The sequence below is a fragment of the Cellulomonas fulva genome, from assembly GCF_018531375.1.
Taxonomy (GTDB): Bacteria; Actinomycetota; Actinomycetes; order Actinomycetales; family Cellulomonadaceae; genus Cellulomonas; species Cellulomonas fulva.
On record NZ_JAHBOH010000001.1, the window covers coordinates 2,349,829 to 2,375,581 of the forward strand.

At 74.9% G+C, this 25,753-nt stretch carries 18 protein-coding genes and 1 riboswitch; of the genes, 10 read left to right on the top strand and 8 right to left on the bottom strand.

Features of this window, described 5'->3' with window-relative positions; translation table 11 throughout:
• The first annotated feature begins 14 nt into the window (after positions 1-14).
• Positions 15-2,702, top strand: coding sequence for a phosphoenolpyruvate carboxylase (locus KIN34_RS10480; protein ID WP_214350103.1), 2,688 nt, complete (start codon positions 15-17; stop codon positions 2,700-2,702).
• Positions 2,703-2,765: 63 nt separating this feature from the next.
• Here KIN34_RS10480 and KIN34_RS10485 read toward each other — a convergent pair whose 3' ends face one another.
• From KIN34_RS10485 to KIN34_RS10505, 5 genes are read right to left on the bottom strand one after another with little or no spacing between them, the layout of a single operon-like run.
• Entirely contained in the window at positions 2,766-3,251 is a 486-nt protein-coding gene (locus tag KIN34_RS10485) for an NUDIX hydrolase (RefSeq protein WP_214350106.1), read from the bottom strand.
• Positions 3,248-4,063, bottom strand: coding sequence for an energy-coupling factor transporter transmembrane component T family protein (locus KIN34_RS10490; protein WP_214350109.1), 816 nt, complete (start codon positions 4,061-4,063; stop codon positions 3,248-3,250). The genes KIN34_RS10485 and KIN34_RS10490 overlap by 4 nt, the downstream gene beginning before the upstream one ends.
• Complete coding sequence (locus tag KIN34_RS10495; RefSeq protein WP_214350112.1) at positions 4,060-5,637, bottom strand: ABC transporter ATP-binding protein; 1,578 nt, start codon at positions 5,635-5,637, stop codon at positions 4,060-4,062. Before KIN34_RS10495 ends, KIN34_RS10490 begins: the two co-directional genes overlap by 4 nt.
• Positions 5,634-6,260 (bottom strand): ECF transporter S component, encoded by a 627-nt coding sequence (locus KIN34_RS10500; RefSeq protein ID WP_214350115.1) that lies wholly within the window; start codon positions 6,258-6,260, stop codon positions 5,634-5,636. Before KIN34_RS10500 ends, KIN34_RS10495 begins: the two co-directional genes overlap by 4 nt.
• Complete coding sequence (locus tag KIN34_RS10505) at positions 6,257-6,943, bottom strand: YkoF family thiamine/hydroxymethylpyrimidine-binding protein (RefSeq protein WP_214350118.1); 687 nt, start codon at positions 6,941-6,943, stop codon at positions 6,257-6,259. Before KIN34_RS10505 ends, KIN34_RS10500 begins: the two co-directional genes overlap by 4 nt.
• A gap of 129 nt (positions 6,944-7,072) precedes the next feature.
• Positions 7,073-7,192, bottom strand: a riboswitch (TPP riboswitch).
• A 301-nt stretch (positions 7,193-7,493) separates the two neighbouring features.
• Between KIN34_RS10505 and KIN34_RS10510 the strand changes: the two genes are divergently transcribed.
• Positions 7,494-7,961: a hypothetical protein gene (locus tag KIN34_RS10510; RefSeq protein WP_214350120.1), complete on the top strand. Its 468-nt coding sequence runs from the start codon at positions 7,494-7,496 to the stop codon at positions 7,959-7,961.
• Positions 7,962-8,667: 706 nt separating this feature from the next.
• Here KIN34_RS10510 and KIN34_RS10515 read toward each other — a convergent pair.
• Together KIN34_RS10515 and KIN34_RS10520 are read right to left on the bottom strand one after the other, a co-directional pair.
• Positions 8,668-10,395: an alpha/beta hydrolase gene (locus KIN34_RS10515; RefSeq protein ID WP_214350122.1), complete on the bottom strand. Its 1,728-nt coding sequence runs from the start codon at positions 10,393-10,395 to the stop codon at positions 8,668-8,670.
• Between the two features lie 201 nt (positions 10,396-10,596).
• On the bottom strand, positions 10,597-11,838 hold the full coding sequence (locus tag KIN34_RS10520; protein WP_237689087.1) for a Fic family protein: 1,242 nt from the start codon (positions 11,836-11,838) through the stop codon (positions 10,597-10,599).
• A gap of 150 nt (positions 11,839-11,988) precedes the next feature.
• On the opposite strand from KIN34_RS10520, the gene KIN34_RS10525 reads away from it, so the two are divergent.
• The gene (locus KIN34_RS10525; protein ID WP_214350124.1) at positions 11,989-12,618 is read left to right on the top strand and encodes a CYTH domain-containing protein; all 630 of its coding nucleotides are present in this window, start codon (positions 11,989-11,991) and stop codon (positions 12,616-12,618) included.
• Between the two features lie 7 nt (positions 12,619-12,625).
• On the opposite strand, the gene KIN34_RS10530 is transcribed toward KIN34_RS10525, so the two are convergent.
• Positions 12,626-13,672: a glutathione S-transferase family protein gene (locus KIN34_RS10530; protein WP_214350126.1), complete on the bottom strand. Its 1,047-nt coding sequence runs from the start codon at positions 13,670-13,672 to the stop codon at positions 12,626-12,628.
• Positions 13,673-13,800: 128 nt separating this feature from the next.
• Between KIN34_RS10530 and KIN34_RS10535 the strand changes: the two genes are divergently transcribed.
• From KIN34_RS10535 to KIN34_RS10565, 7 genes are all read left to right on the top strand, one after another.
• Positions 13,801-15,651 (top strand): hypothetical protein, encoded by a 1,851-nt coding sequence (locus KIN34_RS10535; RefSeq protein ID WP_307858187.1) that lies wholly within the window; start codon positions 13,801-13,803, stop codon positions 15,649-15,651.
• 56 nt (positions 15,652-15,707) lie between these two features.
• On the top strand, positions 15,708-17,549 hold the full coding sequence (locus KIN34_RS10540) for a metallophosphoesterase (RefSeq protein WP_214350128.1): 1,842 nt from the start codon (positions 15,708-15,710) through the stop codon (positions 17,547-17,549).
• A gap of 106 nt (positions 17,550-17,655) precedes the next feature.
• Positions 17,656-19,455, top strand: a complete 1,800-nt coding sequence (locus tag KIN34_RS17400; RefSeq protein ID WP_214350130.1) for a D-alanyl-D-alanine carboxypeptidase family protein — start codon at positions 17,656-17,658, stop codon at positions 19,453-19,455.
• A 58-nt stretch (positions 19,456-19,513) separates the two neighbouring features.
• Positions 19,514-20,221: a metal-dependent transcriptional regulator gene (locus KIN34_RS10550; RefSeq protein ID WP_214352029.1), complete on the top strand. Its 708-nt coding sequence runs from the start codon at positions 19,514-19,516 to the stop codon at positions 20,219-20,221.
• 191 nt (positions 20,222-20,412) lie between these two features.
• On the top strand, positions 20,413-21,648 hold the full coding sequence (locus tag KIN34_RS10555; protein WP_214350132.1) for an MFS transporter: 1,236 nt from the start codon (positions 20,413-20,415) through the stop codon (positions 21,646-21,648).
• Positions 21,649-21,712: 64 nt separating this feature from the next.
• Positions 21,713-24,646 (top strand): leucine--tRNA ligase, encoded by a 2,934-nt coding sequence (gene leuS / locus KIN34_RS10560; RefSeq protein ID WP_214350135.1) that lies wholly within the window; start codon positions 21,713-21,715, stop codon positions 24,644-24,646.
• Between the two features lie 2 nt (positions 24,647-24,648).
• Positions 24,649-25,638 carry a DegV family protein gene (locus KIN34_RS10565; RefSeq protein ID WP_307858188.1) on the top strand — a complete coding sequence of 330 codons (990 nt, stop codon included), beginning with the start codon at positions 24,649-24,651 and terminating at the stop codon, positions 25,636-25,638.
• Positions 25,639-25,753 lie beyond the last annotated feature (115 nt).

Sequence of the window (25,753 nt, forward strand, 5' to 3'; positions counted from 1 at the left end):
AACACAGGTGGCTTATGTTGACCCCCGTGACCCCACCTCTCCCTCCCCGTGACGTCCCCCGCGGTCTGGCGAGCCACGAGGTTCCCGAGCCGCTGCGCAACGACGTGCGCGTGCTCGGCGAGTTCCTCGGCCGCGTCCTGCGCGAGGCGGGCGGCGAGGACCTGCTGGCCGACGTCGAGCGCCTGCGCGAGCTCTCGATCCAGGCGCACGACGAGCCGGAGAGCGACGCGCTCGCCCAGGCCGAGGCCCTGGTCGAGAGCTTCACGCTCGACCGGGCGGAGCAGGTCGCGCGCGCGTTCACGTGCTACTTCCACCTTGCCAACACGGCGGAGGAGTACCACCGCGTCCGCGTGCTGCGCGAGCGCGAGGCGCACGTCGACCCCAACGCCCTGACGCCCGACGACTCGCTCCCGGCCGCCGTCGTGCAGCTCGCGGGGGAGATCGGGCACGACGAGACGCGCGCCCGGCTCCGCGAGGTCGAGTTCCGGCCCGTGCTGACCGCGCACCCCACCGAGGCGCGCCGCCGTGCGGTGTCCCGCTCGATCCGCCGCATCGCCGAGCTCGTCGCCGAGCGCGACGAGCGGTCGACCGGCGGGATGTCGCTCGCGGAGAACGACCGCCGTCTGCTCGCGGAGATCGACACGCTGTGGCGGACCGCGCCGCTGCGCCAGGCCAAGCCGACCGTGCTCGACGAGGTGCGCACCGTGCTCGCCGTCTTCGAGTCCACGCTCGCGGACGTCCTGCCCGCGGTGTACCGGCGCCTCGACGACTGGCTCCTCGACGGCGAGGCCGGCACCACGCCGCCCGTCGTACGCCCGTTCGCGCGGCTCGGCACCTGGATCGGCGGGGACCGGGACGGCAACCCCAACGTGACCGCCGAGGTGACCCGGGCCGCCGCGCAGCTGGCGTCCGAGCAGGCGCTTGTCGCCCTCGAGCAGTCCGCCCGGCGCACCGCCGCGGGTCTGACGCTCGACGCGGTCGGCACGCCGCCCTCGTCGGACCTCAACGCCCTGTGGCAGCGCCAGCGGTCGCTCTCCGAGCACATCGCCGCGCGCGTCTCGGCGGACTCGCCGAACGAGCCGCACCGGCGCGAGCTGCTGTTCGTCGTCGAGCGGCTCGCCGCGACCCGCAGCCGCAACGCCGACCTGGCGTACGGCACGTCGGCCGAGCTCGAGTCGGACCTGCTCGTCGTGCAGCGCTCGCTCGCGGACGCGGGCGCGACCCGGCAGGCGTACGGCGACCTGCAGCGCCTGCTGTGGCAGGTGCAGACCTTCGGGTTCCACCTCGCTGAGCTCGAGCTGCGCCAGCACTCGCAGGTGCACGAGGGCGCGCTCGCGGACATCGAGGCCAAGGGCCTGGACGGCGACCTCGAGCCGCGCACGGTCGAGGTGCTGGACACGTTCCGCACGATCGGCACCATCCAGAAGCGGTTCGGGCCGGACGCCGCGCGCCGCTACATCGTGTCCTTCACGCAGTCCGCCGAGCACCTGGCGGCCGTGTACCGGCTCGCCGAGCTCGCGTACGGCGGCGCGGAGAACGTGCCGGTCATCGACGCGATCCCGCTGTTCGAGACCTTCGCGGACCTCGAGGCGAGCGTCGACATCATGCAGGGCGCGCTCCAGCTGCCGCAGGTGCAGGAGCGGCTCGCGGCCAACGGCCGGCGCGTCGAGATCATGCTCGGCTACTCGGACTCGTCGAAGGACGTGGGTCCCGTGGCCGCGACGCTCGCGCTGGACGACGCGCAGCGCCGGATCACGCAGTGGGCGCAGGACAACGACCTCGTGCTCACGCTGTTCCACGGCCGCGGCGGCGCCCTCGGCCGCGGCGGCGGTCCGGCCAACCGCGCCGTGCTCGCGCAGCCGCCGGGCTCGGTGGACGGCCGGTTCAAGCTGACCGAGCAGGGCGAGGTCATCTTCGCGCGGTACGGCGACCCGCACATCGCCGCCCGGCACATCGAGCAGGTCGTCGCGGCGACGCTGCTCGCGGGCGCGCCGAGCGTGGAGCGCCGCAACGCGGACGCCGCGGAGCGCTTCGCCGGTCTGGCCTCCCGGCTGGACGAGGCGTCGCGTACGCACTTCCACGGCCTGGTCCGCGCCGAGGGCTTCCCGCAGTGGTTTTCCGAGGTCACGCCGCTCGAGGAGGTCGGGCTGCTGCCGATCGGCTCGCGTCCCGCGCGCCGCGGCCTGTCGGTCTCGAGCCTCGACGACCTGCGGGCGATCCCGTGGGTCTTCTCCTGGTCGCAGGCGCGCATCAACCTGGCCGGCTGGTACGGCCTGGGCACGGCGCTGGAGGCGGTCGACGACCTCGACGAGCTGCGGGCCGCGTACGCCAGCTGGCCGCTGTTCGCGACGATGATCGACAACGTCGAGATGTCGCTGGCCAAGACGGACGAGCGGATCGCGGCGCGCTACCTGGCGCTCGGCGACCGGGACGACCTGGCGCAGCTGGTGCTCGACGAGATGGCGCGGACGCGCCGCTGGGTGCTGGCGATCACCGAGTCGGACGCGATCCTGTCCCGCCGGCGCATCCTCGGCCGTGCGGTGCAGCTGCGCAGCCCGTACGTCGACGCCCTCTCCCTGCTCCAGCTGCGCGCGCTGCGCGGCCTGCGCACGGGCGACGCGGTCGAGCAGGCGGACGACCTGCGCCGGCTGCTGCTGCTCACCGTCAACGGCGTGGCCGCGGGCGTCCAGAACACGGGCTGATCGGTCCCGACGAGGCCCGGTCGCCCTCGGGGGGCGGCCGGGCCTCGTCGTGCGTGGGGGACGTCAGTCGGTGGGCACCGAGATGATCGCGGGGACCGGGCCGCCGGCCCGCAGCAGGTCGAGCACCAGGCGCTCGTGCGGGACCACGCGCGGCAGGTCGTCGAGCGCGCACCAGCGCATCTCGGCGCTCTTGTCCGGCTCCATCAGCGTCGGCTCGCCCCGCCACGTGCGGACCTGGAAGAACACGTCGACCCGCTGCTCGACCTGCGGCCCGCCGCGCTCGAACCGGTGCAGGGCGGTGACGGGCTCGAGGTCCTCGACCCGGACCTCGACGCCGCCCTCCTCACGGGCCTCGCGCACCGCCGCCTCGTGGACGGACTCGCCGGGGTCGACGTGGCCCGCGAGCGACGCCCACCAGCCGTCGCGGTAGCCGGTGTTCTGCCGCAGCTGCAGCAGCACCTCGTCGTCGCGGCGCAGCACCACGTACGCGGCCGCCACCAGCAGCGAGCGGTGCCCCAGGTGGTCGTCGGGTCGGTAGCTCTCGGTCACCCCGCGAGTGTGCCCCACGTGAGCAGCCACCCGAGCCGCCAGGTCACGAGCACGACCAGGGCGCACGTCCCGAGGGCCGACGCGGCGAGGACCGCGTCGGCGGGCCCCAGCGGCACCGGCCGGTGGACGGTCCGCGGCCCCGAGCCGAGCCCCCGCAGCTGCAGGCTCGTCGCCAGCCGCTCGCCCTGCCGGAGCGCGCCGACGAGCAGAGCGAACGCGGCCCGCGCGAGGGACGCGGGGTCGCGGGGGAGCGGTGCGCCCCGACGGCGGCCGGGGTCGCGCACGGCCTGGGCGCGCCGGATCGTCGTCCACGCCTCCGGCAGGCCCTCCAGCACGCGGTACCCGGCCAGGACGGCGTAGGTCACGTGCGCGGGCAGGCGGGCGTGCTGGTGCAGGCTCGTCATGAGCCGTGGTCCGTCGGTGGTCGCGGTCAGCACGAACGCGAGCAGGCCGACGACGAGCGTGCGCAGCGCGAGCGACGTTCCCACGGTCAGCCCCGTGCCGGTCACCTCCATCCCCGCGACCCGGGCCACGACCGGGCCGTCGCGGGTCACGGCGTTGACCGCCAGGATCGAGAGCGCGAACGGCGCGAACGCCAGCGCGGCCCGGGTGAGGGTGCGGACCGGCAGGCGACCGGCCGCCGCTCCCGCGGGCACCAGCAGCAGCCCGACCAGCAGCGGCGTCGCGACGTCGACCGGCACCAGCAGCACGGTCGAGACGACGAGCAGGACGACGAGCTTGACCGTCGGGTTGCGCCGGTGCAGCACCGAGTCGTGCTCCAGCGCGCGGCCGAACCGCGGCGCGCCGCTCATGCGGGGACCCGGTGACCGGCCGCGCGCAGCCGGGTCCCCTCGACCAGTCCTGCGGCCACCATCACGCGCGGGTCGGCGTCCGGGCCCAGCAGCGCGTGCGTCGGGGCGTGCGCGAGGACGCGGCCGTCCCGCAGGACGACGACCTCGTCCGCGACCGCGGCGACGAGCGCGAGGTCATGCGTCACGACGACGAGCCCGCGCCCCTCGTCGGCGAGCGAGCGCAGCAGCGCCGCGGTCGCTCCTCCCGTCCGGGCGTCCTGCCCGAACGTGGGCTCGTCCGCGAGCAGCACGTCGTGCCCGCAGACCGCCGCCGCGGCGACCGACAGCCGGCGCTGCTGCCCGCCCGAGAGGCGGAACGGGTCCCGGTCGGCGAGGTGCGCGAGGTGCACCGCGGCCAGGGCGTCCGCGGCGACGGCATCGGGGTCGCGCACGCCGGCGCCCGCTCCGCCCGCGCCTCGTCGGCCCGGGCCTGGTCTCCGCACGCCCCTGCGACCCGCGCGCCGGCCAGCGCGCCGGGGTCCCCACGCGACCTCGTCGTGCACCCGTCGCGTGAGGAACTGCTGCTCGGGGCGCTGGAACACGACCCCGACGGAACCTCCGGTCACGGTGCCGGCGTGCGGCAGCAGACCGGCGAGCGCCAGCAGCAGCGTGCTCTTGCCCGAGCCGTTGAGCCCGACGACCGCGGTGACGCGCCCCGGCCGCACGTCGAGGTCGACGCCGCGCAACACCTCGCGACCGCCGCGACGGACCGCCAGCCCGCGCGCCGAGAGCGCGGGCGCCCCGGCCGGCACCGCGCGCGCCGGCGGCGGTTCGAGCGACGCGCCGGGCAGTCGGACCCCGAGCGTGGCCAGGTGGGCGGCCTCGTCGTGCAGCACCTCGCGGGTGGGACCGTCGACGACGAGCCTGCCGTCCGCGCCCAGCACGAGCGTGCGGGGCGGGAGGTCGACGACCTCGTCGAGCCGGTGCTCGACCAGGACCTGTGCCGCGCCGTCGACGTGCAGGAGCCGGCCGACGGCACGGGCGGCGGCGGGGTCGAGCAGTGCCGTCGGCTCGTCGAGCAGGAGCAGCCGCGGGTCGGCGACGAGGGTCGCGGCGAGCGCGACCCGCTGGCCCTCGCCGCCCGACAGGTCCGCGGTGCGCCGGTGCCGCAGGTGCGCGGCACCGACGCGCGCGAGCGCCCGGTCGACGGCGGCGTCGATCGCCGCGACCGGCCACGCGCGGTTCTCGAGCGGGAACGCGACCTCGTCGGCGACCGTCGGCAGGCACAGCTGGTCCGCCGGGTCCTGCCCCAGCGTGCCGACGTCCCGCGCGAGGTCGGCCGGGGACGTCGCCGTGGTGTCCCGACCGCCGACCAGCACGCGACCGGCGACGTCGGCGTCGACGAGCTGCGGCACGACGCCCGCGAGGACGCGCAGCAGCGTGCTCTTGCCCGAGCCCGAGGGGCCGAGCAGCAGGACGCGCTCGCCGGGCGCCACCTCGAGGTCGACGTCCCGGAGCACCGCCCGGTGCCCCGGGTAGGCCACGGTCAGCCCGGACGTCTCGAGAACCGCGGTCTCGTGAAGGGCGGTGGTCACGCGACCGGGACCTCGTCGTGCGGCCGCTCGGCCGCCGCGGCCCCCACCCGACGAGCACGCCCGAGCGCCGTGTTGTCGAGCACGCCGGTGCGCGCGAGCGCGTCGCCCAGGACGCGCGCCAGCAGCCCGCAGAGCAGCACGCTCGAGACGACGGTGAGCCCCAGGCGCCAGGCGAACCAGTCCTGCTGGAGCCAGCCGAACCGGACCGCCCCGAGCGCGACCGAAGCGAGTCCCGCGCTCACGCCGGACGCGACGAACACGCCCCAGCCGTACCGGCGGTAGCGCGTCAGCGCGAACGGCAGCTCCGCGCCGGCGCCCTGCACGAACCCGACGAGCAGCAGCATCGGCCCGACCGGCGAGGCCAGGAACGCGACCTCGACGAACGCGGCGACGATCTCCACCACGATCCCGACGAACGGCTTGCGCACGATGTACGTCGCGAGCGGCGCCGCGATCATCCAGCCGCCCGCGAGCACGTGCTGCGCCAGGTCGCCGAACGGCCCCATCGCGAGCTGCAGCGCGCCCCACGCCTGCACGAGCGCCCAGTACAGGAACCCGAACACCACCGCGAGGACCGCCAGCAGCACCAGGTCGGCCAGCGTGAGGCCGCGGCGCGCGCTCACCGGGCCACCTCGCTCGTCGTCGCCGGGGCGGCCGACGAGCCCGTGGCCGCCCAGGACGGCGAGCCCACGACGACCGTCGCGTGCGTGACGACGTGCCGCACCGACGCCGCCGCACCGAGCCAGCCGGCGGCCACGGTGGTCAGGACGTCGGTGAGGTCGCCGTCGAGCCGCGTGACGAAGTGCTCCGACGAGACGGCGACCCGCTCGCGCGCCCCGTCGATCGCGGCCGTGATGGCGGCCATGTGGTCCCCGGTGCGGCCCGGCCCGCCGTCGTCGAGCGGGTACAGCGCCCAGTGCGCCGCGGCGCGCACGCCGCTGGGTGCCAGCACGGGCGGCGTGACGCGCGTGAGCAGCGCGTCGTCGGGCAGCGCGCAGTCGACCTCGCCCGGGCAGCCGCGGGAGAGCTGCACGTGTGCGACGACGTGCCCGCCCGTCCCGGCGGCGGCGACCAGGGCGGCGTGCAGGTACGTCAGCACGTCGGCCTCGGTGCCCCGCACGAACGTCGACACGTCGTCGGTCACCACCTCGACGCCGGTGCGCGGGGTCCGGCCGAGCACGTCGGTGAGCACGGCGACGAAGTCTTCCCGGTGCGGGTGCATCGAGAACCGCGCGCCGACGCCCAGGTCGGCGGGTGTGGGTGTGTGGGCGGGTCGCTCGGGGCTGAGGACGCTGTCGGGGGTCATGCGGGCTCCTTCGTCATGCCGGACCCCCGGGCAGCCCACGGCCCCGGCACCCGACGACGCCGCCCGCCCACCGTCCCCGGGGCGCGCGGGCGCCCACGAGCCCGGCGGACGTGACCGCGCCGGCGACCGCCGACGACGTACGCCCTGCTCCCTACGCTGGTGCAAACCAGGTCAGGTTCCACGGGTCTGCAGGTGGGACGGGTGTCCGGCCTGCACTCTCAGCGCTCGTGCGCTCCCCGGGGGCTGTGTCGTGGCCGACCGTAGCGCGCACCGCCCGGGCATCGGCACCCCGGTCCCGACTGGTGGACCAAGCCGCCGTCGTCGGCTCGGTCGGCCGCTCGCTAGGCCGTACGGGTGATCGTGTGCTGGGGGCTTCCTTCTTCAGGGGCTTTCCAGGACGCTCCCAGCATCGCGGTCGGTTGGCCGGGGTGTTCTTCGTTGCAGGGGGCTGTTGTGCTTGCGTGGGTGCGGACGCGTCGGGTTGTCGCGGCGACGGTGCGTACGTTTACCCGCGTTGTCGTGCTTGAAGGAAACGGTTAGGTGGTTCCCCGTGGCTGACGAATCCCGTCGCCTCCAGTTGGTGGCCCTGCAGCAGGGGGCGCTTTCCAACGCCTACGGCTTCGCGGCGATCCATCTCGAAGACCTGCGACCTCCGGCCGCAGTCGACAGTGCCGTCGCCATAGCAGAACTGCTCCGCGCGACCGAGGCAAGTCTCGGACTGGGAAGCGGGACTGGCCTTATCCAACTTGCGATTCCGCTTGGGCTCAGTCACGAGCTGAATACTTCGCCTCCCGAGCGTCTGTCCTGGGCGAATGACGACGAGCCGCCGTCCCTCTATTTCTTCGAACCCAGACACTGGGCGCTCCCGTCCGACCGCGAAGAGTACCGATGCCCCTGCGAGATCGCAGAATTCATTGGTCAGGAAGTGAACGCCTCCTACGCCTGCGGGCGAAGCATGGCTGAGCGAGGTCGTGGCTGGGAGTTCTCCAGGACCCTGTGGGTGTGGACGACGCACTAGAATCAAGAAGATCGACGATGGTAATGATGGCGGCCGGGACAAAGCGCGCCGTGGCAGAGTCGCTGCGTTCAAGGTTAATGCAGTCCAATAGTCCACCCGGATCTCCGCCGGAGGGCGGTCGAGTCTCACCGGATATTGTCTCCGGCGCGCGAGATCATCTCACGATGCGGGACTGCGTGCATTACATGTAGTGCTCCGCAGGGCAAGCCGAACGAGCAAATTCGCGCATGGGCACGAGCAATGGCCGCGCGTGGATAAGCGAGGGGGAGCCTGGCCCGGTGTCCCGGACAGTTGTGGTGTGGTGATCATGTCGCCGCAAGCACCTGTCCGCACGCGGGATCGCGGACCGCCGCGGGGGCTACCTCGACCCCGAGTTCCAGGCCACCACCCGAGCCCTGGTTCGCCAGGTCAAGAAGCGCTGCGCCGGGCGCGCCGAGTGGGAGACGATCGAACAGGCACGACACGAGACCGCTTCTTCCCGATGGGCGGCGTGAGGACTCCCATCATCGGAAGACCTCGAACCTCTACCCACACCGACGCGCGCCACCACACGACGCGCGCACCCGATCTACACCGTTGTCTCAAGAGCACCTCTGACAACGCCCGGGACCTGCGCAGCGCGTCGGACGTGTGCCGACCAATGAGCCCCTGGGTGCGTGCCGGGCGCTCGACCCGACTCAGGTGGGCGCGCCTCGCGGGACCGCGGTCAGGCCTCGGAGGCGACGAGCCCGACCACCTCGCGCAGCGTCGCGGTGTCCTCCTGCGTCCAGCCGTCGGGCGGTGCGACGGCGGCCCAGCCGTCGGCGTACTCCAGGTGGTAGTTGTGGCCGTGGCCGGCGGGCGCGGTGCCTGCGACGAACAGGTCGATCGTCGTCTGCCAGAACGTCACGAGAGGGACCCAGCGCGTGCTGGGCAGGACGTCCGAGCCGCGCGGCTCGGTCAGGCGGTCGGGCTCGTTGAGGATGAGGTGCGGCGACCACCAGACGACGCCGTCGGACGCGTGCTGCTCGTAGACGATCCGCGGGCGGTCCCAGTTCGTCCCGAGCTCCCACAGACCGCGGTCGCCTGGCGTGCCGTCGGCCGGACGGTTGGCGAACCGCACGGTCGTCCCGCCGTCGACGACCGGGCTGACCTCGCGCGAGCCCGCGTCGCGGCCCTCGGTGAGCTGGCCCCACAGGTCGGTGAACCCGGGCGTGCCGAGCCACAGCGCGCCGTCGGTGCGCGCCGTGACGTCCTGGACCGACGAGAACGCGCCCTGGCTGCCGTAGGAGCCCAGCGAGATGCCCGCGACGTACAGCAGCGGGCGGTCGTCCGCCGGCAGCTGGGACCAGCGCGCGTAGACCGCCTCGAAGAGCGCCTTGCCTGCGGCCGGCGGCGTCGACCGGTCGCCGACGAAGCTCACCCACGACGGCAGGTAGGAGTACTGCATGGATGCGATCGCGGTGTCGCCGCCCCACAGCAGCTCGAGCGAGTCGGACATCGACGGGTCGATCCAGCCGGTGCCGGTCGCGGTCACCACGGCGAGCACGGAGCGGTCCCACGCGTGCGTCCGGTCGAGCTCGGCGACCACGACCTGCGCGACCTCGTCGAGGCTGTCGCCGGCCCGCAGGCCCGCGTAGACGCGGATGGGGTCGACCAGCTCGCGGTCCGTCAGGTCCGCCACCTGCTGCCGCTGCTCGAGCGGCCGACCGCCCGCGACGAACGACCGCCCCTGCAGGCCCAGCTCGTCCCACGCCGCCATCGACCCGGGCGACCCGCTGCGCAGCGGGTCGCTGGGCTGCGTGACGCCGTCGGCGGTCCCGTCGTCGACCTGCGCGTAGACGTCGTTGAGCGCGGCGAGCCCGCCCCGCACCAGCGTCCCGTCCAGCACGACGAGCGCGAGCCACGCGACGAGCGCGACGGCCACGAGCCGCGCGAGCGGCACCGGGACCCACCGGCCGACCGCCTTGCCGAGCAACCGGGCGACCCAGCGCGCGACCTGCCGCAGCCCCCGCCCCACCTGCAGCAGCAGGACCGCCACGACGAGCGCGAGCACCAGCACGACGAACGGGTGCGACGACTCGGCCGGCGGCTCGCCGAACAGCGCGAGCAGGTCGTCCTGCCAGGTCGCGTTCCACCACAGCGCCAGCGGCACGACGAGCACGGTGGCGACCAGCAGGCACCGCCGGAACCACCGGCTGCGCGCACGGGACCACGGCACCCCGACTGTGCGCAGCAGCCAGGCCAGCAGGACCCCGAGCCCGTAGCCGATCGCCGCGCAGATCCCGGCGACGAGGCCCTGGTACAGCGCCGGCCGCGGGGTGAGCGCGGGACCGAGCGACACCGCGGCGAGCACGAGCGCACCCGCGAGCCCGGGCCCGGACAACCTCCCGGGCCAACGCCGGAACGCCCCGAGGACGCGGATACCAATCGAGCGGTGGCCGGTCTCGGCCATGGGTTCCTCCGGTCAGGTCGGCGCGCCCGGTGCGGCCAGCGTCGGCCACGACCGTAGCGCGCAGCCGCGACCCTGCCGGCCATGATCGACCGGTCGATCCGACCGGCTACCGCACGAGCGGACGGTGAGCGTGAAGCAGACCCTTGACCTCTCGGGGTGTCATGGCCGGGCCAGCCGACACGAGACCGACAGGCGAATCAGTCAGCGGCGGCGAACGTGCTGTGCGTACTGGTCGAGAACGCCGAGGATCCCGGAGTGCTGCCAGACCCTGTTGCGCTGCATGCCGGTCTTCTCCGTGAGCACCCCCGCTTCGGTGAGCTGAGCGAGCGCGCGCTGGGCCGTCATGTCTCGCATGCCCAAGCGCCGGGCCAGGAGCCGGGAGTTGACGACCGGGTTCGAGACCAGCAGTGGCACCACTATCCATCCTGCGGCCTGCGGGCGGAGGCGGATTGCCGCGAGTCGCGTGCGCGCGTCGTCGACCTGGGCGCTCAGATCGTCGACGAGGCGGACGCCCGTCGACGCCGCGTAGCGGCTCGCGCGTGCGAACTGCTCGACGATCGGCCGGGCGTCACCCTTGCGGTACGTGTCGAGTGCGCCGAAGTAGGCCGCGGTGTCGGTGAGCAGCCCTGCGGAGACCGGCGCGGTGGTCCGCGTCATCGTCCCCTTGCCGCGCAGGATCGCGTGGACCATCGCCCGGCCGGTGCGCCCGTTGCCGTCGGTGAAGGGGTGGATGGTCTCGAACTGGGCATGGGCGACGGCCGCCTGGACCAGGACCGGTACGTCGTCGCGAGCCATGAACCGGACGAGGTCGTCCATCGCGGCGGGGACCTGCCCGGGTTGCGGGGCGACGTGGGACGCGCCGCGTGGAGTGATGGTGCTCGTGCCGACCCACACGAGCGAGTCCCGGTAGCGGCCCGCGTGCTTCTCCCAGCCCCGCTGGCCGGAGAGCAGCTCGCGGTGCATGGCGAGGATCGCGTCCTCGTCGAGGCGCTCGGCAAGCGCAAGCGCAGCCTCCATCGTCCGCACGTTCGCGATGACGGTGCGGGCGCTGTCGCTCGTCGACTGCCCGATCTCAGCCAGCGCGAGCTGACGTGCGCCGACGGTCAGGTTCTCGATCTGCGACGAGGAGGCCGACTCGGTGCGCAGGAGGATCGACGACATCGGGCCGAGCGTCGGGCTGTCGGCGCCGAGCTTCGCGTACGCGTAGACGTCGAGCTGGGTCAGCGCAGCCGTCGCCTCCTCGACATCCGCCGCGAGGTCGGCCGGGATCGACGGGACGTAGCCGGCGATGACAGGGGGCACGCTCGACCGGTACGGCCCGGACGCGGTAGAGAGCCGCGCGCGGGACGTCATACCGTCCGTCTCTGCGAGCCACTCGTGCTCCTCATAGCTGAGGGCCGGAACTGTGAGCATGTAGGCGAGCTTACTCTCAGTTTCGGCCAAAGTGTGAGTGACCAGCGTCGTTGCTCACCATTTTGCTCCCGGACCGCGGCCGCTCCGGTCCCACGCCTGCTCCGGTCCGCAGCCGGGTCCGGCCCTGCATGGCCCGCGTGGCACGACGGGACGGGGCAGGTGCGGTCGTAGCGTGGGGGCGTGAGCGACACCGGGTACGGGGACTTCGAGTTCGAGCGGCGGTTCTGGGTGCGTGACCTGCCCCTCGACCTGCTCGACGAGTCGCCGACGGTCATCGTGCAGTCGTACTACCTGGCCGACGAGGGGTACGCGCTGCGCGTGCGCGTGCAGACGTCGGGCGGCGCACCGGCGCTGGACCCGGCGCTGACGCCGGTGCAGGTGCTGGACGCCTACGAGGACCGGTTCGACTTCTGCGCCGTGACGGTCAAGGGCCCGATGAACAGCGGGACGCGGTACGAGGCGGAGCGCGAGCTCGACGTCGCCGTCGGTCTGCAGCTGGTGCGGCGGGGCGGCGAGCGGATCGCCAAGACGCGGCACTCGGTGTGGCTGGGCGACGACGGCTGGGTGGTTGACGTGTTCGCGGGTGCCAACGCGCCGCTCGTCGTGGCCGAGGTCGAGCGCGGCGGTCCGGTGACGGACCTCGTCGTGCCGTCCTTCTGCGTCACTGAGGTGACCGACGACCGGCGGTTCGCGAACGACGGGCTGGCCCGCGTGCCGTACGGCGCCTGGGCCGACGAGTACGAGCGCGAGCTGGCCCGGACCGGCCCGCGGTTCCTGCACGGGCTCGGCCACACCCGCCGCGGCGACTGAGTTCGCCTCAGGGACGAGGTGCGGCGTGCTCGTCGGGCACGCGCTCGCCGTCCGCGACGGGACCCGGCGGGGTGCCGTCGCCGAACGGCCGGCCGCCCAGCTCCTCGCGGTGGTGCGGGGCCCACCAGCCGCTCAGGTCCGGGCCCGCGGGGACGATGCCGCTCGGGTTCAGGTCGGTGTGCACCAGGTAGTAGTGCGCCTTGATGTGGGCGAAGTCGATCGTGTCGCCGAAGCCGGGCGTCTGGAACAGGTCGCGCGCGTAGGCCCACAGGACCGGCAGCTCGCTGAGCTTGTTCCGGTTCGCCTTGAAGTGGCCGTGGTAGACCGCGTCGAACCGCGCGAGCGTGGTGAACAGCCGCACGTCGGCCTCGGTGAGGGTGTCGCCGACGAGGTAGCGCTGCCCGCGCAGGCGGTCGCTCAGCCAGTCGAGCCGCTCGAACAGCCGGTGGTACGCGCGCTCGTAGGACGCCTGCGTGCCGGCGAAGCCGCAGCGGTACACGCCGTTGTTGACGTCGCGGTAGACGAGCTCGGCGACCTCGTCGATCTCCTCGCGGCGGTCCTCGGGGTACAGGTCCGGCGCGCCGGGCCGGTGGAACGCGGTCCACTGCGTCTCGAGGTCCAGCGTGATCTGCGCGAAGTCGTTGGTCACCACCTGGCCGGTCGGGACGTCGACGACCGCCGGCACCGTGATGCCGCGCGGGTAGTGCGGGTCGCGAGCGAGGTACGCGTCGCGGATGCGGGGGATGCCCAGCACCGGGTCGACGCCGCCGGGGTCGAGGTCGAACGTCCACGAGCGCTCGTCGTGCGTGGGGCCGCAGACGCCCATCGACAGCACCGGCTCGAGGCCCAGCAGGCGGCGCACGATGATCGCGCGGTTCGCCCACGGGCACGCACGGGCGACGACGAGCCGGTAGCGGCCCGGCTCCACGGGGTAGCCGTCGCGGCCGTCGGCGGTGATCCGCGTGGTGATGTAGCGGGTGTCGCGGTCGTAGTCCTGACCCGGAACGGAGTACACGCCGGGTCGGTCGTGGGCCTGGTCGGTGCGCTCGCTCATCGGTCGATCATGCCTCCTCGCGCGGGTCCGCGCGGCCCGTGCGAGGGCGCTCCGGGACCGGGGCGCGTGGGCGGGGACGGTGCGCGGCGTTGCGTACAGTGGCTGGCTCGCGACGAAAGGTCAGGTTGGTGCGGCGCAGGTCCTCGGTCGGTCTGGGAGTCACGCTGGGGCTCGTGGTCGTGCTCGTCGTCGGCGGGGTGGTGGCGCTGCAGGTGCCCGACGACCCCGCGGCGGCTCCCGCGCCCGGCTCGACGGCCACGCCGGTCCCGTCCGGCTCCGCCACCGGCCCGTCGCCGCTCCCTCCGGCGAGCCCGACGCCGACCGTCGCGTCGGTGGAGCGCGCCGTGCTGCGGACGCCGACGGGTGCCGCGACCGTGCTGCCGGCCGGTACGGACGCGGCCGTACGGGTCTCCGCGACGGTGTTCGGCACCTCGCCGGTCGTGGTGGTGGCGCAGGACGACGAGGCCGCGCTCCTCACCGGAGCGACCGTGGCCGTCGGGCTGGGGGCACCCCTCCTGCCGGTCGACGCGGCCGACGAGATGGCGCGCCTGGGTGCGCGCACCGTGGTCACCGTCGGCGACGTCGAGACCGCCGGCCTGCCCGACGAGGTGCGCGTGGTCGCGGTCGCGGCCGGCGCCGGGCCCGAGGCGCTGCACCGCGCCACGGGCGTGATCTTCGGCGCGCGCGAGGAGGTCGCGGAGGGGGACGAGGCGGACGCCGTGCGGGCGCTCGGCGCGCGGCCCGTGCCGTGCCTCGTCCCGTCCGGCGGGGTCGCGGCCGACGGCCCCGCGTCCACGACGAGCCCGCCGGCAGACCCGACGACGGACCCGACGACGGACCCGACGGCTGACTCGACGACGACGGACCCGGCGACGGACCCGACGACGGACCCGACCGCCGAGGCGCCGCCGAGCCCGCTCGCGGCGCAGCCGGCGCTCGTGCCCGGGCTGGTCGGCGTCGTCGGCGACGAGGAGCCGTCGCCGACCGCTCTCGCGACGATGCGTGCGGCGGGGATGCCCGTCCTCGACGCTCCCGGCGACGACCCGCGCACCACGACCGGCTCGGTCCGCGCGTTCGCGCAGGCGGAGCCGCAGCACGTCGTCGCCCTCGGCTCGGGCCTGGGTCCGGCGGACCGCCTCGCGCAGCGGGTGGCGACCGCCGCGACGGGCGTGGTCGCCCCGGGTGGCGGGCAGCTCGTCTTCCCCGACGTCCCCGGGGTGCCCGGCAAGCGCTACGTCGCGCTCTACGGCACGCCCGGGACCGCCTCGCTGGGCCTCCTCGGCGAGCAGGGCGTCACGGCCAGCGTGGACCGGGCCCGGCAGTACGCACGGAACTACGCGTCGCGCACCGGCGACACCGTGGTGCCCGCGGTCGAGATCATCGCGACGGTCGCCTCCGCGAGCGCGGGCGAGGACCGCGACTACTCGCGCGAGCGTCCCGTCGCCGAGCTGCGGCCGCTGGTCGAGGCCGCGGGCGAGGCCGGGCTGTCCGTGGTGCTCGACCTGCAGCCGGGGCGCACGGACTTCCTCACGCAGGCCCAGCAGTACACCGAGCTCCTGGAGCTGCCGCACGTGGGTCTCGCGCTCGACCCGGAGTGGCGGCTCGAGCAGGACGAGGTCCACCTGGAGCAGATCGGCTCGGTGGACGTCGACGAGGTCAACGAGGTGGGGGACTGGCTCGCCGACCTCACCGCGACGCACCACCTGCCGCAGAAGATGTTCGTGCTGCACCAGTTCTCGCTGAAGATGATCACGGACCGCGACCGGCTGGACACGTCGCACGACGAGCTCGCCACCGTGATCCACGTGGACGGGCAGGGCACCCAACCCGCGAAGCGGGACACCTGGCGCGCCCTGCGGGCGGGCGCGCCCGACGTGCACTGGGGCTGGAAGAACTTCGTCGACGAGGACCGCCCGATGCTGACCGTCGAGCAGACGATGCGCCTCGAGCCCGTGCCGGACCTGGTCACCTACCAGTGACCGGCCGGTGACCCGCCGGGACGCGACGCCCCGCGGCCACGTCTAGGCTCGTGCCGATGACGGAACCAGCCCCCGCCCCCCCGTCGCGCACCGGTGCGCGCAGCCCGTGGGTGTGGCGGCTCGTGCTGGTGGCGCTCGCGGTCGTCGTCGCGCTCACCGTCGGCGTGACCACGGCGCGGACCGAGAACAGCTTCGGGCCGCACCTGGCCCAGTACGCCACCACGAGCGACGGCACGGTCACGGTCGACCTCGGCCCGCTCGGCACGCTCGAGGTGGACTCGCCCCTGCCAGCGTCGCTCGGGGTGCGCGTGACGGTGCAGGAGATCCCCGCGTCCTTCACGGAGCTGAGCGACTCCGCCACGCTGGCGGCGCTGTCCGGGGACCTGCAGCGCTACGTGCAGTTCTTCTCCGCGCCGCAGACGACGGTGGGCGACGTGACCCGCGCGCTCGTCGTCGACGCCGCGCAGCGCGCGCTCGTGACCTTCCTCCTGCTGGTCGCGGCGTGGTGGGTGCTGCGGCTGCTGCTGGGGAGGCAGCGGCGCCACGAGCTCGCCGACGACGTCGCGCCCTACCGCGGCCGCATCGCGGTGGGCCTGGTGCTCGCGCTCGTCGTGGCGTCGGTCGCCACCTCGAGCCTCGGCCCGCAGTCGCGACCCGACGACTCGCAGCCCGTCTCGCACGTGTTCGACGGGACCGCGCTCGAGGGGGCGCGGGTCACGGGCCGCCTCGGCGGCGTCATCGACACGTACGGGGCGAAGGCGCTCGCGGCGTACCGGACCAACCAGGACTTCTACGCGCGGGCGGACGCGTCCCTCGCCGCCGCCTGGGACGCGCAGGCGGCGGCGCAGGCCGCCCAGCCGCCGGTGGCGGCGCCGTCCACGTCCGAGGCCACCCTCGAGCCCACCCTCGAGCCCACCCTCGAGCCCACCGGCGAACCCACCGGCGAGCCGAGCTCGGAGCCGACCCTCGCCGGCAGCCTGCCCGGAGCGCCGACCGGTCCGCCGACGGGAGTGCCGACCAGCACGCCGACCAGCACGCCGCGCGGCGCACCGAGCGAGGGCCCGACGAGCACGCCGACCGCCACCGCGACCCCCGACGACGAGCTCGTGGTCGCCGTCGTCGTGTCCGACCTGCACTGCAACGTCGGGATGGCCCCGCTGATCACGACCCTGGCGGAGCGCGCGGGCGCGGACCTGGTGCTCGACGCGGGCGACACGACGATGAACGGCACGGCGGTCGAGCAGTACTGCGTCTCGACGTTCGCGGCGGCCGTGCCCGACGGGGTCGAGCTGGTGACCTCGCCCGGCAACCACGACTCCGCGGAGACGTCGCGCATGTACCGGCGTGCGGGCGCGCAGGTGCTCGACGGCGAGGTCGTCGAGGTCGACGGGCTGCGCATCCTGGGGGACAACGACCCCAACGAGACGCGTGTGGGCGTGGGCACCACCGCGGGCGACGAGACGGCCACGGAGGCCGCCGACCGCCTGGCGGCCTCGGCGTGCGCCGCCCGGGACGACGACGGCGAGGACGGCGTCGACCTCCTGCTCATCCACACGCCCGAGGTCGGGAAGGCGACGCTCGACGCGGGCTGCGCGCCCGCGCAGGTCTCCGGTCACCTGCACCGCCGGTACGGGCCGGAGCAGGTGGGCGAGGGCATCCGGTACATCAGCAGCAGCACGGCGGGGGCCACGCTCGGCCAGCCGACGGTCGGCCCGCTGCACGGCACCGCCGAGATGACCGTGCTGCGCTGGGACCCGGCCACCCGCCTGGTCCGCGACTACCAGCTGGTCCAGGTGGGGACGGACGCGGGCGCGCAGGTCGGGCCGCGCACGCCGTGGCCGGCGGTCGTCACCGCGCCCGTGGTGCCGACGGTGCCGGGCGCACCCGAGGTGAGCTGACCGCGCACGACCCGCCGTGCACCCGGATGCCCGGGGCGCGGCCCGGCGGCCACCGGCTTCCGGATTCACCCGCGCGATCCGGACAGACCGGGCTTACCGTGATCGGGTGGTCCGACGGCGAACGCTCGCGCCGGGGCGGTCGAGGACGTCCGCCGCGGCGCTCGCGGGCGCGTCCCGAGCGGGCGCCCGCGCCGGTGCCGCGCTCGTCGCCGCCGCTCTCGCCACCTCCCTGCTGACCTTCGCCGGCGCGGCCGCGACCGCGGCCGACGCACCGTCCGCCTCCGCCACGCGCGACGCCGAGGTCGCGAGCGCGCCCGGCGACGAGCTCACCCGCGGCGAACGCCTCGAGGCGGGCGGCACGCTCGTCGCACCCGGCGGGGCCGCCGTCCTGCAGCTGCGGCGCTCGGGTGCGCTGACGCTCTACGCGTCGGACGGCACGGTCGCCTGGGCGGTGGACGGTGGTGTGCCCGGCGCCGCGCTCGTGCTCGACCAGGCCGGTCGGCTGCGGCTCGTCGCGCCCGACGGCGCGGTGCTGTGGGAGCCCGCGCGCTACTCGCCCGGCGCCTGGCGCGGGCACCACCTGGTGGTCTGGGACAACGGCGACCTGGTGCTGCAGGACGCCGCCGGGGGGACCGCCTGGCACAGCGGGACGGCGCGGCGCGGCGACCGGCTGGACCCGGGACGGTCGCTCGGCGAGGCGGGTCAGCTGACCTCGCCGGACGGTCGGCACAGCCTCGTCGTGCGGCCCACGGGCGAGGTCGTCCTGCTGGGCCCGGACGCGCGCCCGCGCTGGAGCACGGCACCGGCGGCGGGCACGACCGATGACGAGGCGACCGACGAGACCACGGACGAGACCACGGACGAGACCACGGGTGGGACGCCCGACGGCGCGGTCGACGGGGCCGGCGGGGGCGCTGGTGGGGACGACGCGCTCGCGCCGGTCGACGCCCGCCTCCACCTCGCGCGCGACGGCGCGCTGACGGTGCAGGACGCGCAGGGCGCCGTGCTGTGGGCCGCGCCGGGGGAGCCGGCCGCGGGATCCACCCTGGTGCTCCGGGACGACGGCGACCTGGTGCTGGTCGCGCCGGACGACGACGTGGTCTGGAGCAGCGGGACCGCGATGGGGCCCGACGCGCTCGCGGTGGCCGAGCCGCTCGCGGTCGGCGAGCACCTCGACGCCCCCGACGGGCACCTGCGCCTGTCCCTGACCGCCGACGAGCTGGCGCTGACCCACGACGGCGCCGAGGTCTGGACCGCGCCCGCGGTCCCCGGCGACGACGCGACGCTGCACGTGCGGGCGCGCGGACGGCTCGCGCTCGTCGACGCGGCGGGCGACGTGCTGTGGAGCTCGCCGGAGGCCCCGGGCGTGGTCGCCGGGGACGGGACGGCGCTGCGGCTCGAACCGCTCGGCGCGCTGCTCACCGCGGGGACGGGCCAGGAGCTGTGGCGGGTCGACGTCCCGGAGGACCTGACCGTGGCGCCGGCCGCCCCGGTCCTGGACTGCTCGCAGGTGGACGGACCGGTGCCGATCGAGGAGACGGTCGTCACGCGGGACGGGGTGCGGGTGCACGCGTGCCTGGCGAGCGCCGTCGAGGCGATGTTCGCGGCGGCCCGTGCCGACGGCGTCGAGCTCGGCGCCTCGGGCTGGCGCAGCCGCGCGCAGCAGGAGGCCCTGCGGGCGCAGAACTGCCGGAGCGTCGCCGGGGGCGGCGTGGTGTGCCACCCGTCGACGGCCACGCCGGGCCGGTCGCGGCACGAGCGCGGCCTGGCCTTGGACATCACGTACGGCGGCCCGGCCGTGCGCCTCGGGTCGCCGGCGTGGACCTGGCTCGTGGCCCACGCGGCCGAGTACGGGCTGCACAACCTGCCCGGCGAGCCGTGGCACTGGAGCATCGACGGGTCCTGACCCGCGGCGGTTCACTAGCCTGGTCGTCGTGCCGACAACGCCCACCCCGCCCGAGCCCGTGGACGAGCCCGCGGTCGTCGGCGCCACCCCCGACCTGACGCCGGTCGCGCAGGACTACCTCAAGGTGGTCTGGTCCGCCACGGAGTGGGCGGACCGCCCGGTCACGACGAAGATGCTCGCGGCCCGCCTGGGCGTCGCGGCGTCCACCGTCTCGGAGACCGTGCGTCGGCTCGCGGACGGCGGGCTGCTGACGCACGAGCCGTACGGCGCGGTCGGCCTGACCGCCGAGGGCCGCCGGCACGCGCTCGCGATGGTCCGCCGCCACCGGCTGGTGGAGACGTTCCTCGTCGAGGTCCTGGGGTACGGCTGGGACGAGGTGCACGACGAGGCGGAGGTGCTCGAGCACGCGGTCTCCGACCTGTTCGTCGAGCGCGTCGCGGACCGGCTGGGACATCCGGTGCGGGACCCGCACGGCGACCCGATCCCCGGCGCCGACGGCTCGCTCGTCGTGCCGGACGCGACCGAGATGTGGCAGGCGGCGACCGGGCGGTGGCGGGTCGCCCGCATCAGCGACGCGGACCCGGACCTGCTGCGCTGGCTGGACGGCGTCGGCCTGGTGCTGGACGCCGACGTCGAGCTGGTGGAGCGCCGCGACGCGGTGGGCACGCTCGTCGTGCGGCTGGGGGAGCGCACGCTCGACCTGGGGGAGCCGGCCGCGCGGGCGATCTGGCTGGTCGCGGCTGCGTCGGAGACCAGCCGTCCGTGACGGCGTGCGCGATCCCGAGCGCGAGGTCGAGCGTGACGGCGAGCGCGACGACGAGCGTGACGGCATGCGTCGGCGTGACCTAGGCTGACGGCATCCACCTGGAGCGGCAACGGCGCACTCCGGTCCCTGATCGAATCGTTACGATCCCCGTCCGCGGGGGACGTGACGGCAGCACCGAGGAGACCCGCGCCATGCCGCAGAGCTCGACCCTGCCGCTCGCCGGCACGCCCGCCCGCCTCGCGCTGCTCGCGCTGGCGCTGGGCGGCTTCGGCCTCGGCACCACCGAGTTCGCGACCATGGGGCTGCTGCCGGAGATCGCCGCGGACCTCGACGCCTCCATCCCGGCCACGGGCTTCGCCATCACCGCGTACGCGCTCGGCGTCGTCGTCGGCGCCCCCACGCTCGCGGCGATCGGCGCGCGGCTCGACCGGCGCGTGCTGCTCCTCTGGCTGCTCGTCGGGTTCACGGTGGCGAACGTCGCGTCCGTGTTCGCGCCCAGCCTCGAGACGCTCGTCGCGGCCCGGTTCCTCGCCGGGCTGCCGCACGGCGCGTTCTTCGGCGTCGGGGCGGTGCTCGGGACGGCCGTCGTGGGGCCGGAGCGCCGGGGGCGGGCGGTCTCGACCATGATGGCCGGGCTGACCATCGCGTGCGCCGTCGGGGTGCCGCTCACCGCGATCGTCGGCCAGGCGGTCGGGTGGCGGTGGTCCTTCGTCGGCGTCGGCGCGATCGGGCTCGCGACGCTGCTCGCCGTGCGCGCGTGGGTGCCCGGGCTCGCCCCGCTGCCCGGGACCACGGTCCGCACGGAGATCGGTGCGCTGCGCAACCGGGCGCTGTGGATCGCGTTCGCGGCCGGCGCGATCGGGTTCGGCGGTATGTTCGCGGTCTACTCCTACGTCAAGCCGCTGCTGACGGACGTGACCGGCCTGTCGGTCGGCCTGGTGCCGCTGGTGCTCGCGCTCTACGGCCTCGGGATGACCGCGGGGACGCTGCTGGGCGGCCGCCTCGCGGACCGGTCCGTGCTCGGCACCGTCGTGCTGGGCATGGTGTCGACCATCGTCGTGCTGGTCGCGGTCGCCCTGGTCGGCGCGCAGCCCGTGCCCGCGGTCGTCGCCATCGTCCTGCTCGGCGTGACGTCGCAGGTGCTGGGGCTGTCGCTGCAGACGCGGCTCATGGACGTCTCGCCCGCGGCCCCGTCGCTCGGCGCCGCGCTGTGCCACTCCGCCCTCAACCTGGGCAACGCGTCGGGGGCCTTCCTGGGCGGCCTCGTCATCGACGCCGGGCTGGGCTACCTGGCTCCGGCGTGGGTCGGCGCCGGGCTGACGGCCGTCGGCCTGCTCGTCGTGCTGACCGTGGGCCGCACGCCCGCGCCCGCGCCGGCGCCGCGTGCGCCCGCCGCCGCACCCGAGCCCGCGCTCTCCGCGTCCTGACCGGCGCGTCGGCCCGGGACCTGCCGTGCCGTCCGGGCTCGTCGGGCGCCGGTAAACTCGGCGGGTGACTTCGCAGGAGACCCCCGCCGCCCCGTCCGACGACCGGCACGACCGGACCGTCGACGACGTCCCGTTCCGCTACACGGCCGAGCTCGCGCGGGACATCGAGCTCCGGTGGCAGGACGAGTGGGCGAAGCGCGGGACGTTCTACGCCGCGAACCCCACGGGGGCGCTCACCGACGGCGAGGGCAACCACGCCGACCCCGCGAAGCGCTCGTTCTTCGTCATGGACATGTTCCCGTACCCGTCCGGCGCGGGCCTGCACATCGGCCACCCGCTCGGGTACATCGCCACGGACGTCACGGCGCGGTTCCGCCGGATGCAGGGTGACAACGTCCTGCACGCGCTGGGCTTCGACGCGTTCGGCCTGCCCGCCGAGCAGTACGCGGTGCAGACTGGCCAGCACCCGCGCGTCACCACCGAGGCGAACATCGCGATCATGCAGCGCCAGCTGCGCCGCCTGGGCCTGGCGCACGACCCGCGCCGCACGTTCGCGACCATCGACAGCGAGTACGTCCGCTGGACGCAGTGGATCTTCCTGCAGATTTTTGACGCCTGGTACGACGAGGACGCGGTGCGGCCCGACGGCGGCCGCGGCCGGGCGCGGCACGTGGCCGAGCTCGAGGCGGAGCTGGCGGCGGGCACGCGTACCGTGCCGCCGGTCGCCGGGGTGCGGGCCGACGTCGCGTGGGCGGACCTGGACGCGGTCGAGCGGCGCCGGGTGGTCGACTCGCGGCGGCTGGCCTACGTCTCGGAGACGCCCGTGAACTGGTGCCCCGGTCTGGGCACGGTGCTGGCGAACGAGGAGGTCACGGCGGACGGCCGCTCGGAGCGCGGCAACTTCCCCGTGTTCCAGCGCAGCCTGCGGCAGTGGAACATGCGCATCACGTCGTACGCCGACCGGCTGACGGACGACCTGGAGCACATCGACTGGCCCGAGAAGGTCAAGTCGATGCAGCGCAACTGGATCGGCCGCTCGTCGGGCGCGCACGTGCGGTTCGCGGTCGAGGGCGGGCAGTCCGTCGAGGTCTTCACGACGCGTCCGGACACGCTGTTCGGGGCGACCTTCATGGTCGTCGCGCCCGAGCACCCGCTGCTGGACGAGGTACCGGCCGCGTGGCCCGACGGCACGCAGGACACCTGGACGGGCGGGCACGAGTCGCCCGCCGCCGCGGTCGCGGCGTACCGCGCGGAGGCTGCCGCGAAGACGGCGGTCGAGCGCCAGGCGGACGCCGGCCGCAAGACGGGCGTGTTCACCGGCCACCTGGCGGCGAACCCCGTCAACGGCGCGCTGCTGCCGGTGTTCACGGCGGACTACGTGCTGATGGGCTACGGCACCGGCGCGATCATGGCGGTCCCCGGCGGCGACGAGCGCGACTACGCGTTCGCGCAGGCGTTCGACCTGCCGATCGTCTACACGATCGACGGCCCCGAGACCGACGCGGCCCGCACGGGCGACGGCGCGGTGATCAACTCCGCCAACGCCGAGATCTCGCTCGACGGCCTGGACGTGGCGACCGCCAAGTCGCGCATCATCGACTGGCTCGTGGCCAAGGGAGTCGGTGCGGGGACCATCACCTACCGCCTGCGCGACTGGCTGTTCAGCCGCCAGCGCTACTGGGGCGAGCCGTTCCCGATCGTCTACGACGAGCACGACCTGCCGATCGCGCTGCCCGCGGACGCCCTGCCCGTCGACCTGCCGGAGGTGCCGGACTACGCGCCGCGCACGTTCGACCCGGAGGACGCGCAGTCGTCGCCGGAGCCCCCGCTGGGCCGCAACGAGGACTGGGTGAACGTGACCCTGGACCTGGGCGACGGGCCGAAGGTCTACCGCCGCGACACCAACACCATGCCCAACTGGGCCGGCTCGTGCTGGTACTACCTGCGCTACCTGGACCCCACGTCCGACGAGGCGCTCGTCGACCCGGTGCTGGAGAAGTTCTGGCTGGCACCCGGGCACAGCGGCGACCCCGACGACTCGGTGGGCGGCGTCGACCTGTACGTCGGCGGCGTCGAGCACGCGGTGCTGCACCTGCTGTACGCCCGGTTCTGGCACAAGGTCCTGTTCGACCTGGGTCACGTGAGCGGTGCCGAGCCGTTCCACAAGCTCTTCAACCAGGGCTACATCCAGGCGTACGCCTACACGGACGCGCGCGGCGTGCACGTCCCGGCTGCGGAGGTCGTCGAGGACGAGTCGTCGCCGACCGGCTTCACCTGGAACGGCGAGCCCGTCGAGCGCGAGTACGGGAAGATGGGCAAGTCGCTGAAGAACATGGTGACGCCCGACGAGATGTACGCCGAGTACGGCGCGGACACGCTGCGCGTCTACGAGATGTCGATGGGTCCGCTCGACCTGTCGCGGCCGTGGGAGACGCGCGCGGTCGTCGGGTCGCAGCGCTTCCTGCAGCGACTGTGGCGCAACGTCGTCTCCGAGGGCGACGGCTCGCTCGTCGTGACCGACGACGCGCCGGGCGTCGAGACGCTGCGCGTGCTGCACCGCACGATCGCCGACGTGACCGTGGACATGGGCGCGATGCGGATCAACACCGCGATCGCCAAGCTCATCGTGCTGAACAACCACCTCACGACGCTCGCAGCCGCGCCGCGCGCGGCGGTCGAGGCACTGGTCCTCATGACCGCGCCCGTCGCGCCGCACGTCGCGGAGGAGCTGTGGTCGCGTCTGGGGCACGAGCGCTCGCTCGCGTACGAGCCGTTCCCCGTGGCCGACCCCGCGTACCTGGTGGAGGACACCGTGACCTGCGTCTTCCAGGTCGCGGGCAAGGTCCGCGGCCGGGCGGACGTCGCACCGGACGTGTCCGACGAGGCGCTGCGCGAGCTGGCCCTCGCCGACGTCGGCGTCCAGCGCGCCCTGGACGGACGCGGCGTGCGGACCGTGATCGTGCGCGCGCCCAAGCTCGTCAACGTGGTGCCGGCCTGACCGTGCGGCGGCGTCGGGGTACCGGCGGACCGTCCGCAGCGCCGGCCGGGCCGGTCGCCGTCGTCACGGACTCCACGGCGTCGTTGCCCGCGGGCGCGGCGGAGCGGTGGGGGATCGGCGTGGTGCCGCTCGACGTGATGGTGGGCGGCGAGCGGCACGTCGAGGGCGTCGACCTGACGTCGGCGGAGCTGCTCGAGGCGCTCACCGCGAACGTGCGCGTCAGCACCTCGCAGCCCCCGCCCGCCGCCTTCGCCGCGGCGTACGCGGCGGCGGCCGAGGCGGGTGCGTCCAGCGTGGTGTCCGTGCACCTGTCCGGCGAGCTGTCCGGGACCGTGCAGGCCGCGCGGCTGGCCGCGCGCGACGCGTCGGTCCCCGTCCACGTGGTCGACTCCCGGGCCACGGTGATGGCGCTCGGCTGGACCGTGCTCGAGGCCGCGCGGTTCGCGCGCGACGTCGAGGCGGACCGGCTGCTGCTCGGGCCGCCGGAGGTGCCCGAGCCGGAGCCCGTCGGGTGGGGGCGTCGGATCACCCGTCTCCTCGGTCCCGACGAGCCCGCGCCGGCGCTGCCGGACGGCGCGTCGGTCGCCGCGCACGCGGCGGCGCAGGCGTCCCGGGGCACGGCGTGGTTCCTGGTCGACTCGCTCGACCACCTGCGCCGGGGCGGCCGGCTCTCGGCGCCCGCCGCCGCGATCGGCACGGTGCTCGGCCTGCGGCCGCTGCTCGCGCTCGAGGACGGCCGGGTCGTCGTCGCGGAGAAGGTGCGCACCCGCCGCGCCGCCCGCGAGCGGCTCGAGGCCGTCGCCCACGCCCGCGCCCGCGGTCCGGTGCGGGTGGCCGTGCACCACCTGGGCCAGCCCGAGCTCGCCGCCGACCTGCTCCTGCAGGTGCGTCGCTGGCCCGACGTGGTGGAGTCCGTCGCGTGCGAGGCGAGCGCCGTGATCGCCGCCCACGTCGGCCCCGGCCTGCTCGCGATCGTCGTCACCGAGGCCTGACGCGGCCGGTCGCGCGGCCAGGTCGACGAGCCGACCCCAGCCCCCGGAGGCCGCCCGCCGTCCCCAGCCCGGGCACCGACCCGCGCCGGCGGTGAGCCCGGCCGCCTAGCGTCCT